This window comes from Micromonospora sp. WMMA1949, from assembly GCF_027460145.1.
Taxonomy (GTDB): Bacteria; Actinomycetota; Actinomycetes; order Mycobacteriales; family Micromonosporaceae; genus Micromonospora.
The window spans coordinates 6,456,052-6,471,415 of the sequence record NZ_JAPZBG010000001.1; the positions used below are offsets into that span (position 1 = coordinate 6,456,052).

The 15,364-nt window shown below is 67.0% G+C and carries 8 protein-coding genes; 1 reads left to right on the plus strand and 7 read right to left on the minus strand.

Translation table 11 applies throughout. The annotated features are described in order from the left end of the window. Nucleotides 1–675: 675 nt before the first annotated feature. From O7607_RS30175 to O7607_RS30195, 5 genes are read right to left on the minus strand one after another with little or no spacing between them, the layout of a single operon-like run. Entirely contained in the window at nt 676–1,968 is a 1,293-nt protein-coding gene (locus tag O7607_RS30175) for a DUF2399 domain-containing protein (protein WP_104113308.1), read from the minus strand. Continuing rightward, complete coding sequence (locus tag O7607_RS30180; protein ID WP_269706838.1) at nt 1,965–5,036, minus strand: hypothetical protein; 3,072 nt, start codon at nt 5,034–5,036, stop codon at nt 1,965–1,967. The genes O7607_RS30175 and O7607_RS30180 overlap by 4 nt, the downstream gene beginning before the upstream one ends. 11 nt (nt 5,037–5,047) lie before the next feature. Next, nucleotides 5,048–5,701 (minus strand): hypothetical protein, encoded by a 654-nt coding sequence (locus O7607_RS30185; RefSeq protein ID WP_269706839.1) that lies wholly within the window; start codon nt 5,699–5,701, stop codon nt 5,048–5,050. After that, nucleotides 5,698–6,237, minus strand: coding sequence for a hypothetical protein (locus O7607_RS30190; RefSeq protein ID WP_269706840.1), 540 nt, complete (start codon nt 6,235–6,237; stop codon nt 5,698–5,700). Before O7607_RS30190 ends, O7607_RS30185 begins: the two co-directional genes overlap by 4 nt. Beyond that, the gene (locus O7607_RS30195) at nt 6,234–7,451 is read right to left on the minus strand and encodes a hypothetical protein (RefSeq protein WP_104113304.1); all 1,218 of its coding nucleotides are present in this window, start codon (nt 7,449–7,451) and stop codon (nt 6,234–6,236) included. Before O7607_RS30195 ends, O7607_RS30190 begins: the two co-directional genes overlap by 4 nt. Nucleotides 7,452–7,755: 304 nt before the next feature. On the opposite strand from O7607_RS30195, the gene O7607_RS30200 reads away from it, so the two are divergent. After that, nucleotides 7,756–10,029 carry a GmrSD restriction endonuclease domain-containing protein gene (locus O7607_RS30200; protein ID WP_210868574.1) on the plus strand — a complete coding sequence of 758 codons (2,274 nt, stop codon included), beginning with the start codon at nt 7,756–7,758 and terminating at the stop codon, nt 10,027–10,029. A gap of 765 nt (nt 10,030–10,794) precedes the next feature. Here the strand turns inward: O7607_RS30200 and O7607_RS30205 are convergent. Both O7607_RS30205 and O7607_RS30210 read right to left on the minus strand, forming a co-directional pair. Beyond that, nucleotides 10,795–12,027, minus strand: coding sequence for a Wadjet anti-phage system protein JetD domain-containing protein (locus O7607_RS30205; RefSeq protein ID WP_260041186.1), 1,233 nt, complete (start codon nt 12,025–12,027; stop codon nt 10,795–10,797). Beyond that, nucleotides 12,024–15,362 carry an ATP-binding protein gene (locus O7607_RS30210; RefSeq protein ID WP_269707120.1) on the minus strand — a complete coding sequence of 1,113 codons (3,339 nt, stop codon included), beginning with the start codon at nt 15,360–15,362 and terminating at the stop codon, nt 12,024–12,026. Before O7607_RS30210 ends, O7607_RS30205 begins: the two co-directional genes overlap by 4 nt. Between the last annotated feature and the right edge of the window lie 2 nt (nt 15,363–15,364).

Genomic DNA, 15,364 nt, shown 5'->3' on the forward strand with positions numbered 1-15,364 from the left:
CCTCGCCGGTGTGCTTCCAGGCGTACCTGGCACTGCAGTCGGGCCCTACGCCGGTTCCCCGGCTAAGTTCTGCGCAGGGCTGTCTCGGGTGAAGGCCCGGAGCGGCTTCGTTTCGCCCGCCGTCCGCGCCAACCTTGCCCGGAATCCTGAGTCGCTGACCGGTCTTGTCGGTGTGTGAAAGGCGGGCGGCGAGTTCATCGGACCTGACAGCCGAGATCTGGGCGGTGCATGTCATCCACGGTATGCCCGCCGGGTGGGGACCCTTTAACCGGCGAGGCCATCGGTCCGGTATGGCTGGCGCGCCGTACTGGCATCGCAGCCCTTCGCCACGCGCAAGGGAGGAGCGCCCCCACCGGATTTCACGGTCCTTCGTCCGGTCCCCACCGCGGCGGCCCACCGCGTCGCTGAACTCGGCAGGCATGTCAAAGATGTTGCGTCCGCACCGCCGAGCCCGTGGCCAAGGGATCAGGGTGAAATCGAAACACCGGCTCGGTCACGAGCCCATCATGCCAACTGTTGGTGAGTGTTTCTGGTCCTCGGTGGCTTGCTGCCGCTACCCGGCCCAGGGCGGGCGGCGACCGCCGGGCGGCGCTCCGAAACGTCCCGCGGCTCTGCTTCGGTGGAGTTCGCCTCTCCACTCTGCGGCGGACGCGGAGGCATATCTGGTCGGGTAGTTTACGCAGGTGGGTGGCTATTCAAGACAGCCTGAAGGGCGGCCCTTGCAGTGGCTTCCTGCTCGATCGCGTAGCCCCGGTGCAGGCAGCGTTGCGCGAAGGCGCCGACCTGATCGGGGCGTTGTGCGAGCTGCTGCAGATGGCTGCGGCTGCGGGTGTTGAAGGGCCGGCCTTCGTCGTGCGGCACGGTACCGACGTCCACGACGCGGATGGTGGTGTCTGGCGGCAGCCTGTCGTGAAGGCGGGCGGTGATGCGGACGCCGCCGAGGTCGGCGTCCGCGCAAATGACGACCGCTGAGGTTTGCTCCGCCGCCTGGACGATCATCGACACGACGGCTTCGGGCGGCTGGCCGTGGCACCAGACGACCGGCAGGTCGGCCCGGGTGTCACAGACTGTTTCGGCCGCCTGCCGGTTTTCCACGACCAGCAGGACATCGCCCGGCCCGGTGACGGTCAGCCGCGGCAGCATGTGGGGGCTCAGCCGGATGTCATGGGGCCCGGGCATCGCCGACAGGTCGAGTACGGAGCCGTTGGTCGGGTGCAGCAGGATCGGGCCGCCGAGCCCGATGTACGGGCTGCGGGCCACGCCGAGTGCGATGAGTGTCTCGTGGTCGAAGCCCATCGCGGCGAGCAGGTGATGTACATCGTCGCGGGCTTTCGTGTCATTGGCGTGACTCTGCACGAATGCGCGGAGGGAATCGTGAGTTCGGCCCTCGGCCAGGTCGGCGACTGCGCGCAGCGCCCACAGCAGCCGATCGGGGTGTTCGGTGCTGCGTAGTGCCCGGCTGGCGTCCGGCCAGTCGTCGGCGATCTCCGACGCGATCTGCTCCGCCCTGGCGCGAAGGGTGCTGGTGTCATCGCGACGGCGGCTTCGGCGTTGCTGTTCGGCTGCAGTGAGGTCGGGGTGCGGGTACACCCGACGTGGCGGCTGGGCCAGGGCGTTGCCATTTAGGGTGTAGCCGATCGTCACACAGCCAGCTGCGGCGAGCTCCAGCACGATACGCAGCGCGTCGGCGCCGAACCTGCTGTTGACACCGGCCCAGCTGTGCTCGCTGCGAACGACCCAGCTCCAGTCGCCGTCGCTGAGAAGCCCGTCCGGGCGTCGGGGAGCCTCGCTCGGTTCTGCGGTGCGGAGCCGGGCTGAGCGCGGTCGCGGTCGGCCTCGGCTGTCGCGGGGGTAGCGGCCACTGGGCGGCAGTGGCGCGTAGGCGACCAGGCCCGGATAGTCGCGGATCCAGCTTAGGGTGATCTCAGGATCCGGTTTTCCGGGGATGGTGCCGTCGGTGTCGGTCATGTCTGCGGCTCCGGCCGGAACGAGGTCATCCAGTCGGAGAGCAGTTGCACCCGGGCGGTGTCGGCTTCGCTGCCGATGACGACCGGCGCCTGGTTGTACGGCATGACGTCGGATGGGCGGCGCAACTTGATGTAGAGGCTGGACGCGCCGATCGCGTACCGCTCCATGTCGTCCTGTAGGGCGCCGACGACGCTGATCGCCCGGTCGCGGCCGATGTTTTCGAACAGGGCGACGGCGTCGCGGCGGTGTGCCGCGCCGAGGTTGCGGCCCAGTTCGTCGAGGACAAGCAACAGCGGCCGGTCCTGGGCGCCGGCGAGGGCCGCCGCGCAGACGAGCTTCACTGCTTTGTCGTCCATTTGGGCGGTGTTGCCACGCAGGCGGTACGACGACGGAGGCTTGCCCTCACCGCGCCGCCACCGCGGGGTGATCGTCCACTGCCACGGTTTCTCAGGGTCGGCGGGGGCCTCCGGTTCCGGAAAGTCGAGGTTGCCGCCGTAACCGCCGTAGGTCTGGTCGAGCCGGTCGAACTCGTCGGATACCTGCCGCAGCTTCGCCTTGATCGCTTTGGCGGTGGTCGACCGCAACGCTTCCGACGTTCGCCGAGCCTCGTCGAGCGCGGCCTTCGCTCCAGTCAGCGTGATCGTCTTCGCCTGCCGCTCCTGCTGGATCTGGGAGGCATTCTCCCGGTCGACACGCTCGTGATCGGTCAGGAAGTTCCCGACGATCCGCAACACGTCGGGGATCAGCCGCACGTACGCTGCGCTACGCCGGTCAGCGCGCTGCTCGTCGACGACGCGCAGTTCCTCCGGCCGGTTTTGTTCCGGATCCCCGAGCGGGAAACACGCAGCGCGGACCTCGTTGGCCAGTCCCGCGCACAGCTCATCCCACTCCCCTGGCGGCCGTATCGCCTCATTCTCGTCGAGCGTAAGCAGGTACTGCTCGGCGGTCTCCACGGTTCCGGTCCACTGCGCCTGCAGGCGAGGCAGATCAAGGTCTTTACGCAGCTGTAGCAGGGCTCGCCATTGGTCGCGGTTCTCTCCGAGTTCCTTCCTCAAATTGTTCAGGGTGCGGTTCGCCGTCTCAATCTGCTGGGCTCGGGCGGCCCTCTCACCGAGAGCGGCCTCGTAGCCGATCTTGGCTTGCCGTAACGGCCCATCGAGTTCGTTCAGCTCACGTTCAATGGCAGAGTTGCGATCGCGAAGCTTCGTCACCTTGTCGCGGACCGCTGTGGCCTCGGCCTCGGCTTTCGCGCCGCGCAGATGTGCGTCGGCGCGGCCCTTGATCCGCTTTGCCTCGCGGATCCCCTCGTCGGCCTCGGTATCCTCGCCGGCGGCTTCCTCCACCTGGTCCTGAGCGGCTCGGATCCGGCCGGCACGACCGGTCAGTGCTTCCGGGAGTCCGGCGATCCCGTGCACACCGGCCACGGGATCGATGTGTCCGTCAGCACCGGCTCGCTCTGCCAACGCCGCAAGGAACCGGGCCACCGGTAGGTTGGGGTCCGCAGCGGCAGGCAGGCCCGTCCCGGGCATGTGATCGCTCGGGTCTGCTTCGACCAGCAGACTGCCTGGCAGCGCGGCCAGCAGCAGGACGGCATCCCCAACTTGGTGATGGGCGACGGCGACGGCATGCCGATAGGGCAGCAGCCGAGCTTCCCACGCAGGCCGCTGCTGCTCGGTCAAGGAGATCGTGTCGACCAGCGGCGCCGCGGTGATGCCGTTCGCCCGTAGTAGCCGGACCTGGGCGACCGCGACATCCTCGCCCCTCTCGGCCGCCGACAGCGCCGCCTTGGCGACCCGCAGTGCGTGCTCGGTTCGGCCTTTGACCCGCTCCGCAGCCTGGCTCAACTTTTCGGCCTCGGAGATCTCCTCCTCGGCCTGTTCGACGGTGCGCCCATCCGCTGAGGCCGCGTCGGTTCGAAGACCCCGTAGCTGTCCGCTGAGGGTTTCGATCGAGCCGACGTTCTGGTTCTGCTCGTCCTGCAGCGCGGTCTCGGCGGCCTTGAGATCCTCGTAGGCCTTGATCCGGGTGCGGCAGCTCTCGTCGAACGCCTTGTCGTCGGACAGCCGATCCACCTCCCCGCCGGCCGTCTCGATCTGCGCATCCAGTTCCTTGCGCCGGCGATCCTTCGCCTCGATGTCCACGGCGATCCGCTCGGATTCGTGGAAGCCGTCGACCAGATACCGGGCACAACGACCTCGCCAGCTGTCACGTGCCTCGGCCAGCAACGTCCGCGCCCGCTCCCGCGAGGCAATGCCATCCTCGACGACCTTCATCCGACCGTCCCACAGCTCATACTCGGCCTCGGCACGCTCGGCTTTCCCGGCCTGCTCATACTCCTCGGCCCGGGACTTCTGCTCCTGTTCGATTTCGGCGGTCAGGCCGGTCAGTGCACCGATGGCCTCGAAGATCCGCTCCGGGGTCAGTTCGTTGAGCGGCTGGGCGAGCAGGTTCGCGGTCGGGCTCGCCCGTACCGAGGTCGACAGGAAGGACACGCACCTGACCGTCGAGCCGTACAGGGTGCGGGCGAGCCGGTTGGCGCGGATGTCGGTGCGGCCGTTGCTGCGCGGCAGAGCGTCCCACAACCCGTCGGCGCCGCCGGCCCGCTCGTCCTCCGTGTCACCGAACGGCACGTGCAGCCGATGGGCCCACCGCAGCTCCACATGCGGGCTCTGCCGGTTGATCCGCAGCCACACTGTCAGCGCGGACGCGTTGAGTTCCTCCATGGTGGCGGCCTGCGGCGGCACGAACACGCCGATCAGGTAGCCGCGATCGGCGTTGGCGTGCATCGCCTCCTGACCGGCGAGCTCGGCGGTGAACAGCAACTCGGCCGCTGCCTGCGCCCCTGACTGCAGCCGCCACTGCTCATCGGCATGCAGCAGGCTCAGCCCGGCGATGAACGACGACTTGCCGGCACCGTTGGAGTCCGAGGGCCCCTGCCCCGCCACGGTGATCAGCCCACGGGCGGTGATCGGCACCGGGTGAGTCGACAGCCGCGAGATGTTGACCATCTGGATGCCGGCGAGGACGCGCGCTCCGACGATGTCCTCGACGACTCCGTCCGACAGCACGGCTATAGACGTCAACGCTGCCCTCCCACGCGGTTGTGCCGGCGTTCCCGGATCGCTGCGGCCAGCGGATGGTCGGGTGCCGCGGCGAGAATCAACTGGTCCTGCAACTGCTCGCGGGCGGCCGGCGTCAGCCGCGACAACTGTGGGCCGGGGACATAGCCGCTGTCGTGGTCGCCGCCGCGGACCGTTCGGACCAGCCCGCATGCGGTCAGTCGGCCCAGGGCCGCTCTGACCTCGCCGACCGGCACCTTGCTGTCACGGGTGAGGTCCTGCAACGTGGTTGGGTACGGGCTCTCCCAGGAGTCGGCGGCGATCTGCTCCTCGCTCCGCGGGATCGCCACTGAGTGGACCAGCACCAGGACCAGAACGGCCCGGTCGGCCAGTGACAGCGGCTGCCACCCGGTCTCGGTGAGCTCAGTCCGTACGGCGTCGTCGAACCCGGACGTGAAATGCAACTGGTCGACCGTCACCAGTGTCCGGCCGGTTCGGCGAAGTAGCGCCTCCAGCCGTTCACGGCTCGTCGCGTCGCGCATTGCGGGCAGGAACTGCCGATGAACCGGACCACTGCCGTGCTCCAGCAGCGCGTACGCGGCTTCGACCAGCTCCCGCTGCCGATCGGGCAACGTCCCGAGCACCTCGTCGAAGATCGAATTCGGGCGGTTCACGACCCCTCCGGCCCGTCCTCGGCGGTCTCAGGGATCAACCGCCACAGCTCCCGAAGCGTGCTCAGCTCCAGCGACCCGAAGGACGCGATCCGTGGACCGATGCGCACCGTGTCCGCTCCCTCCAACAAGACCCAACCGGACACCGATAGGCGCCGGAGCCCCGCGGACAGCAGTTGCTGACGACTCACCTTGTTGCGGCCCGGCACCAGCCGTTGCAACACCTGACCGACATGACCGGTCGAAGCCGGCAGCCCGGGCCACGGATTCGTCGCGGGATCGGGCCAGCAACACCGCAAAGTCGCGGCCAGTACTCGCAGAGTTCCCTTGCTGTCCATCATCGAGGAGCCCGGCACCCCGTACTCGATCAGAACAGCCGGTCCCGCACTGTCGGGCAGGTTCGGGATCAGGCACACCGCCTTGGCGTCAGCCTCCACCAGACGACGCAACCCGGCAGGTGTCGGCCCACCAGCGGAGACCTGCTGCGGACCGCCGGACCGGATCCGCGCCCACCACAGGGCCGCATCCCGCTCGTTCACGCCGCCTCCTGCTGGTCCCGGTGGAACCAGCCGTCGGAGACCCACGTCCGCGTGGACGTCACATCGACACGCCACCCATCGCCCCAGGTCACCGTGTACGGCAGCTCCGGGCGTAGATGAATCGCGGTCACCTCCGACAACACTCGCCGACTGGACGGCCAGTCACCCGCATCGGCGAGAAGCTGCGCCACCGTGACCACATCCCGCCCGGCAAGCAACTCCTCCGCGCGCTGAGCCAACCGCGTCGCCTCCGGGTCGACGTCGACTTCCGTCGGCGGAGGCTCCTCGTCGACCCGCGGTCGCGGCGGCGGCACCCGGCCAGTGTCGGATTGCAGCCCTTCCTCCACCGCGTCCAGCAGATCGTCGGCGGTGAAGAACGGCTCCGGCGCGTCGAAGAGCAGACCGTCCAGCGCCTGCGCCAGTCCCTCGGTACTGCTGTCGCGCGCAAAGGTGCGCCACCGCTCGGTCGGTAGCAAACCCAGTGCACGCGTCTTGCCGGCGTGCGCCAGCAGCCGCCCCGCCGCAATGTTCAACGCGTCGCGATAGGCCGCCAGCGCCATCCGGAGCTGCGTACACTCCGGCAACAACTGCGGATGCCGGTCCGCGGCCGCATTGTGATACACCCGCGCCTTGTCGAGCAGGTCGCTGTTACCCAGCAGCGGCTGCGCCTGCGTCCGCAAGGACTCGACTGTTGCCGACTTCGCCAACTGCATGATCGGATTCGCCAGCAGCCGGAAGACCGTCGTCATCTCCAGCAACTGCTCGCGCACCACCTCCGGGGTCGTGTCATCGTCGTCCAGCGCCAGCCGGGCCATCGACAACATCCGGTGCAGCTCCGCCTGGCCCCCGGTCTGCGACAGCCGGCGCAGAAAGAGCAACATCACGTACGGAGCGAACGTCGCCTGGTAGAACATCTCGTGCGGCCGCTCGTTGACCCGGGTCACCGCACGGTACGACCGCAGCACCTCGAACCGGCGCCGGACCAAATCCGCCGGCACCGCCGGACATGCAAGCACGACCTGTTCGATCGTCATCCCGGCTGGCCCCGCGTCAGCAAACGCCTGCAAGATCGACTCGTCGACCCCGACCGAGTCCGCATCGTCCACCATCGCGTTGGCGTTCCGCGCCAGCACCGCGAAGACCTGCCGGTAGATCCCGAGAACAGCCGATTCGGCAGCGTAGTCATCGAACGTCAAGGCCGCTGCTTCGCTCATAGGAGGTCGACAATATCGCGACCAGCCAGCAAGCAGGAGACCCTTCATCTGCGGGATGCGATGCGTGTCGTGTTGCGCGATGTGGGTTCTCGCCGAAGGGCCGAGCATGCCTGAGACGGAATTCGGACTGGCACCGTCCGATCCGGATCAGAACGACATCGCCGGGCACGTTAAGCGCGCCTACGAAGACTCCAGCGGTGTCGACAGTTGGAGGTGCTTAGAGAGCGGCACAGCGTGGTACAAGTAGTGACCAACGCGTAGCGCCGATCGTCCACGCCGCCCGTCGTCCCGAGGAGCACCGGCTGTGCCGCCCACCCTGTACCGCGACACCGGTTACTCGTTGAACCACCTGATCGAGGACATCAAAGTCGGACGCATCGGCCTGCCCGACATTCAGCGGCCCTTCGTCTGGTCCGCCGCCAAGACGCGGGATCTGTTTGACTCGATGTACCGCGGCTACCCCATTGGCACGCTGATGTTCTGGGAGACCGGCGCGGAGGTCGGCACCCGCCAGATCGGCTTGGAGTCCGCCAGCCGGGCACCGCAACTCTTGATCGTTGACGGTCAACAGCGGTTGACCTCACTTTTTGCTGTACTCACCGGCCGTCCTGTCCTCACCAAGTCGTTCGAGCAGCGCCGCATTCGCATCGCCTTCCGCCCCGAAGATCAAACCTTCGAGGTGACCGACGCGGCCATCGAGCGCGACGCTCACTTCATCCCGGACATCACGACGCTCTGGTCGAGCGGTTACAAGACCACCGTGCGTCAGTTCTTCGACCGGCTGGACCAGGCGACGGACCAGGATCTGTCAGACACGTTCAAGGACGATCTTGAGGAACGCATCGACCGCGTGCGCGACCTGCGCGAATTCCGGTTCCAGGTTGTCGAGCTAGGCGCGTCGGCCGACGAGGAGCAGGTCGCCGAGATCTTCGTCAGGATCAACTCCGAGGGCGTCAAGCTCAACCAGTCCGACTTCATCCTCACTTTGATGTCGGTGCACTGGGAGAAGGGCCGCCGCCAGCTTGAGGACTTCAGCCGGGCTGCCGTCGATCCCACTGTGACCGGCCCCAGCCCGCGCAACCCGTTCCTCGACCCCAGCCCAGACCAGCTGTTGCGGGTTGCCGTCGCGGTCGCGTTCCGGCGCGCCCGGCTACAGCACGTCTACAACATCCTGCGGGGCAAGGATCTTGAGACTGGCCGGGTCAGCCCTGAACGCCGCCAGCAGCAGTTCGAGCGCCTGGCCGCAGCGCAGGAGAAGGCGCTCGACTTGGCCAGTTGGCACGAGTTCCTCAAGTGCGTAGCCAATGCTGGCTTCCGCAGCCGCAAGATGATCACGTCGGACAACGCTCTTCTGTTCAGCTACACGCTATGGCTGATCGGCCGGCATGACTTTGGCCTCGACGTGTCGGCCCTGCGTCCGGTCATCGCACGGTGGTTCTTCATGGCGCACACCACCGGCCGCTATACCAGCTCACCGGAGTCGCAGCTCGAATCCGACCTGGGACGAATCGCGGGCCTCTCAACCGGCGACGCTGCCGCCTTTGTCGCGGAACTGGACCGCATCGTCGCCGCGAACTTCACCGGGGACTACTGGGACATCTCACTGCCGAACCGGCTGGACACCTCGTCGTCCCGCTCCCCGGTGCTCTTCGCCTATCTCGCCGCGCTGAATATCCTCGACGCCGAAGTGCTCTTCAGTGACCTGCGCGTGAAAGATTTATTAGATCCCTCAGGTGCGGCGCCGCGCTCCATTGAGCGCGACCGCCTGTTCCACCGCAAGCACCTTGAGTCACTGGGTATCTCGGGGACGCGGCAGATCAACGCGATCGCGAACATGGCGTACGTCGAATGGCCGGCAGCTGAGCGCAACAACGCTGACGCCCCGCGCGACTACCTACCCCGCATCGCGGAGGTGATCGATCCGGATACCCTGACCCGGCAGTCCCGCTGGCACGCACTCCCAGTCGGGTGGGAGCAACTGGACTACGCCACCTTCCTCGAGCGACGCCGCCAGCTCATCGCCCAGGTGGTCCGGGACGCCTTCAACACCCTCGCCGGCGAGCGCAAGAGATACGTGCCGGCGACCGCCGAGGACCTGATCGCCGCGGGTGAATCGCAGACCACGGAGTTCAAGTCCAGCGGCCGATGGAACCCCCACACCAGCCAGTACGACCCGAAGCTTGGGCAGATCCTCGTCAAGACCGTGTGCGGCTTCCTCAACGCTGAGGGCGGCATCCTGCTCATCGGGGTCGAGGACGACGGCCAGGTCCTAGGCATCGCGGACGACTTCACCACGCTCGGCACGAAGCAGAACACCGATGGTTACGAGTTGTTCCTCCGGCAGCTGCTCGACGACAACCTGTCCACTTCGACCGCGCAGACCGTACGCATCCGGTTCCCCCAGGTCGCGGGCAAGACGATTTGCCAAGTCAGCGTCGCGGCATCCGGCCGAGCCATCTTCGCCAAACCGGCCAAGGGCGGCGCCGGCGCGTCAGATTTCTGGGTCCGTGTCGGCAACGCGACGAAACAGCTCCACGGCGACGACCTCATCAAGTACCAGGAAGAGCACTGGGGGTGAGATAGACATCAGACCGCACAGGGTCACCCGGTTTCCCTGCATGCTTCCTACTCCCCTGCTGTCCGGCGGCACTACACTGTAGATGGATACAATCCAGAAGATTATCGGCGTGAAGTTCCGCCGGCGACTCGGAGGTTTTGGGCCGCGCCGGAAAGCATGCCGAGGTGCCCATCCCTGATATCACTCCTCCTGTTCATAGCGGCTACCGCGACGGCGCGCGCGGTGGTTGCCCAGGCATGGAGCCCTCGCGGGGAACGAGGAGACTTGAACCCAAAAGAACCTCTTGTCGAGCCCCCTCAGAACTTGTCATTGGTTGTCAAAACCCCTTGTTACCGTCCGTAGCCGCCCCGACCTTGTCATTGGTCGTCAGAAGTAAGGGCTGAGCTGCACAGATACGGCCAGAGGCCGATCGCCTCTTGTCACTGCCTGTCAACTGCAGGTGAGGATTTTCGGGGGGTAAACGGGGGGCAGACCGACAGGATGTCGCCAGGATCCGACCGCGCCCGCCGCCCTACCGTCGAGGTCTCCCGTCGCCAAGAGAACGACGATCCCCCATCCATCGGGCCCGCCTGCCGCAGGCATGGGGGCACATGTCGCTTGATTGACACGAGTCGATACCCACTCGGGCTGCGCATCGCCGGCGTCATTTCGATCGTTGGGTAGCAATCCCACCCGCGCTGTGGGCTCGGGGCTGTCACGGGCCGCAGGCACCCGAAGCTTGCCATGATCGCCCTCGACGGCCGGCAGGCGAGAATCGTGGGCGCTTCACCGGCGTTCTTCCATGATCTGCAGCAGTCGGGCAGCGGCGTGGGTGAGGGGAATGGCTTCTTGCTCGATCCGGCGGAACGGGGTGGGGCCCGCGGTTGCGATGGTGTTGTAGGCGGTGGTTTCGGCGTCGGTCAGGTGCGGCAAAGGCTCGGGTGAGGGCTTGATGGGGCGGCCAGCCTTGTCATGGTTGACGCCATGTTGGGAGTAGCGGTGGAGGTCGGTCGCTTCCATGAGGATGGACGTGACGCGTTTTGCTGGTGCACCGTCTGGTGCCGGCTGTGCGAGGGTGGCGCGGAACTGGTCCAGGATCGCGTACCCGTCCGCGTCGATGTCGCCCCAGTAGATGACGTGATCTGCGGCGCGGATCCAGGGCACGTTCGCTAGTAAGGCTGCTGCGGCCTTGCCGCCGCCCTCGACGACGATCGTGTCGCTGACGGGCGGGAACCAGAGGCGGGAATCGCGGTTTTCTACGACGAGGACGACACGCGGCTGGTAGGCGATCTCGTGCACGTCGCCGGTAGTCCAGGCGTCGTGCCGGCGTCGGCCCGATGCGGCGTGGTGAGGGTCGACGTAGGTGAGGTGCATGACGGTGAGCCGGGGCCGAACTTCGTCGCGGACATCGCGTCCGGCGACGTCGCGCAGCAGGGCGCCGTGGGTGCCGAGCCATTTGGTGTGCATACCGGGCACCGGTAGTTGCCGTAGGGTCCAGGTGCTGGCGTCGGGGTGCTGGTGTAGCCAGGTCACCGCGTTGATCAGCACCTCAACGTCGGCGTCTTGGAGACGGTAGACGGCTCGAAGGGTAGCCGGGGTGAGGGTCGCGCCGGCTGATCGCAGCGCCCGAGCGAGCGCGCGGGCACGGCCGAGGTCGACGCTCGGTGATTCAGCACCGGTGTCGGCGTCGGTGGTGAGCCTGTTGGCGCCGTCCAGGTCGGCGACGAGCGTGGCGGGGAAGTCGCCGGCGACTCCTCGGATCGTCACCGGTTTGCGAACGAGCCCCACGCCGGTGGGCAGTTGGTCGGAGAAGTCACGCCACTGCATGTGCCACTGGTGCCAGGCTGCGTGCCCGAGCTGCTCGACGGCCTTGCCGGACGTCACGCCGGGGCGCAGCGGAACGGAGAAGACGACGTGGTCGCCGACGCCGAGCTCCGCGCCTACGGCTTCGGGCCACTTCTGATCAACCTTGCGGCGCATGGCCGCGATGGCGTCCTGCGGGATGACGAGTGCGCTCATGCGTCCGGAACACCGACCAGTGGCTTCGCCCAAGATCGGCCCTGAGAGTTCTTGAGGATCAGGTACTCCGCGTCGACGTGTGGTTCGATCGCGCTGTGCTTGTCATTGGGGGCGCCGATGATGAGTTGGAAGCCCAGGCCGCGCCAGGCGCCGATGGCCCGGCCGGTGAAGTGCGCGTCCGCCTTGATCAGTGCCTCGTCGAGGAAGACGGGGGCGTAGCGGGGGCGGGCGGCGCCCGCGTCGCCGAGCTGGTACCGCAAGGCGGCCCCGACGATGAACGCGACCAGCTCTTGCGACTCGCCGCCGGACTTCTCGCCGATGTGGTCGTACACGGCGACATGCCTACCCTCGAGGTCGCACTTCTCGGCGCTGATCCGAACGTGATTGCGTACGTCGACGAGGTCGGCGAAATCGGGCGCGGTGCGCCGGATGCGGTCGATCACCTTGGCCATCCGGTGATAGGCGCGTTCCCGGTCGTCGTCGGTTGCCGCCTGGTCGATGAAGGCGCGTACGTCGCGCAGCTCTTTGCGGAACCGGGCGCGCACCGCGGAGTGGCTCTCCTGCGGGTCGATACGCAGCCGGTGTTCGTCGTCGGAGAACGGCAGTTCGGCGAGGATGTGGTTGACTGGGTCGATCCGGTCGCGGATCTCGCGGATCGCGGCGGCCAGTTCGCTGTCCAGGCCAGTCAGGTCGTTACCGGACAGCTTGAGCAGACTGTCGCGCCACTCGGTCTCCAGTTCGTGCAGGCCACTGGTCTCTAGGTCGGTGAGCAGACGGTCGAAGTCGCGATAGGAGCCGTCCGGGTCGATGCCGAGGTTCGGGTTCGGCCAGCGTTCGAGGAACGTCGAGAACGTGTCGAGCAGCACCTTCCGTGATCGCCCGATCGTCTCCGTTGCCGACTGTCGGTCGGCGCGGATCCGTCCGGTGACCCGTTTCATCGCGGCGTCGAACTCGGCAAGCGCCCCGTCCGGGGTGGTGGCGGTTGCTTCGCTGCCGAACAGCGTCTCCAGGTACTCCCGGTGTTCCTCAGAGACATCGACGCCTGATTCCGTGGCCGTGTCGAGCGCGAGCTGGGCGCGGTCCACCTCGTCGACGGTCGACCTCCACGACTCCCCGAGCTTCTTCAGGTTGTCCTTTTGCCGGCCGACGCGTTCTGTCAGTTCCCTGACCCGCTCCTTGAGGCCCTCCACCTGGCGCTGGAGCTGATCGATCCGTGGGTTGCCCGCCCGGATCTCGTCGGCGACGCGGTTCCAGCGGTCCTGTTCCGCTCGGACCGCATCGAGGTCTACCTGGTCCCAGGACAACTCGGTCAGAGTCTGGTAGATCGTGCGTCTGGCTTCGAATGAGTTGAGGTTTTCCTCCTGCCTGGATGCCCGGTCAAGAGCATCGTCGAGGCGTTTCTGGGCGAGGCCGATGCGGTGCTCGAGGTCGGCTAGCAGCCTGCTGTTCGTAAAACCGAGCACGTTGGCCCGGCCGTGACCGCCGTGCGCACCCCGCCCGCCTTCCGAGGTTTGGCCGGTGACTGTAAGGGCCTTTGGGTACTGCGGGAGCAGCCTGGGCGTCTCGACGCAGACGAAGTCGAACCGGCGGGCGAGCTCGCTCTTGAGCCAGGCGGTGAACGGGGAGGGTCGGTAGTCGAGTCTGCCGGGTAGTGTCTTTGCATCCAGCCCGACCTCATCACGCAGGCCGGTACGCACGCCCTCGAACTGAACCCGTCGAGCGGTCGGCACCGCGTTGATCGCCTCGCGGAACGAGTTCAATCTTCCGATGTCGATCAGCATCCGCGTAGCGAATCCGCCGAGCGCCAGGTTGAACGCCTCGCGCCACGGCTCGAACTCCGTCCGCACCTCGATCAGCTCGCCGACGAACGGCAGGTCGTTTGGTTTGAGTCCGGCGGCCTCGGCCAACAGCGCGCGAGCCGCGTGCAGCTCAGTCGGGATGTTGCCCCGACGGGTCTTGACCGCCTTGTGCTCGGAGCGCAGCGTGGTCAGCTCTCGTTCGGCGTCCTTCTTCTCCGCCATCGCCTCGGCGAACTGGTTCTGCGCCGTCTTCCGGGCGTCATTGTCGGCGAGAAACCGATACGCCGTCTCGACCAGTGCCGCGAAGTCCTTTCCGGTCGACACGGTGACGCCGATGACGGCAAGCGCCCGGTCCAGGCGCTCCCGTGACCGTTCGACATCGCCCAGCCGCTGCTCCACGGCGCGGATCTCCCGCAGCGCCGTCTCGAGGCGGTCACCACCGGAGGCACGAAGGGTTTCCAGCAGCCCATCTCGCTGCACTTCGGCGCCGGCGACCAGGGCGCTGGTCTCGGACACTTCCTCCTGGGCTCGGCGGTGCCGCTGAGCCAGATCCTGCTCAGCCGAGCGCAACAGGTCCAGCCGGCGTTGATGACGCCACAATGCGGCAGGGGTCGACGCTTCGGTGAACGATCCGACCTCGTCGATCAGGCGCAGCTGGTTCACCGCGTTCTCGGTGGTGGCCCGGTGGTCGCGGATCGGAGTCAATGCCTTCACCTGCTGTCGGGCTATGATCATCCGCGCCCGGGTGCCGGAAAGCTCGTCGAACTGCTGTACCACCGCATCAGCAGTGGCCAGCGTGGACGGCTCCTCAAGCACCATCGTCTTGTAAAGGGCATCGACCGTCGTGATCTGTTGGCCGGCCTGAATCCGTCCTAGCAGCGCGACCGCCTTGTGCCCGTCGCCGGCGGCGCCGATACCAAGGGTAGTGTGCAGACGCGCGGTGAAATCCCGGTCAGTGTCACACCAGCTCAAGCCAGTGGCCACGACCTCGGCGCGGGCGAGCTGTTTGCTCGCCGGGCCTTCCAGCATGCGTAGTTGATAACCGTGGTCACACATGGCGCGTACCGCCACGACGTCGTCTAAGCTCCGAGCGGAAGACGGCACATACCAGGCCCGCAGCGCGGTGAACTCGGCACCGGTGTGGTCGACCCACGTCATCGCGATGGCGGACCACGTATCCCGGCCGTCGCCGCGCAGCACCCGCACCTTCGTCTCGCCGTCGGTCCGGGACTCGTCGAGCTTACCGCGCGCGTAGGAGAGGATATTGCGCTGGTCCTTGCCCCGGGGCCTGCCGACCACTCCACCGTTGGACGCCCCGTTGAATGGAGTTGTATGCGGCATGAGCAACGCGATGTACGAGTCCATCAGTGTCGACTTACCCGACCCGGAACCTCCACTGAGCAAGGTCGCGCCAGGCGCGATTCGCAGCTGGTGATATCCGTCGTAACCGCCCCAGTTGACCAATTGCAGGTCACGCGCCACCCACTGCTGACCCCGCGAGGCTGCCGGGATCAACCCGAACAGCGTGTCGATCATGC

What these genes read in the sequence shown, in the direction of transcription:
- O7607_RS30175 (WP_104113308.1), bottom strand. Translation starts at nt 1,968, where the DNA reads ATGACCGACACCGACGGCACCATCCCCGGAAAACCGGATCCTGAGATC.
- O7607_RS30195 (WP_104113304.1), bottom strand. Translation starts at nt 7,451, where the DNA reads ATGAGCGAAGCAGCGGCCTTGACGTTCGATGACTACGCTGCCGAATCG.
- O7607_RS30205 (WP_260041186.1), bottom strand. Translation starts at nt 12,027, where the DNA reads ATGAGCGCACTCGTCATCCCGCAGGACGCCATCGCGGCCATGCGCCGC.
- O7607_RS30210 (WP_269707120.1), bottom strand. Translation starts at nt 15,362, where the DNA reads ATGATCGACACGCTGTTCGGGTTGATCCCGGCAGCCTCGCGGGGTCAG.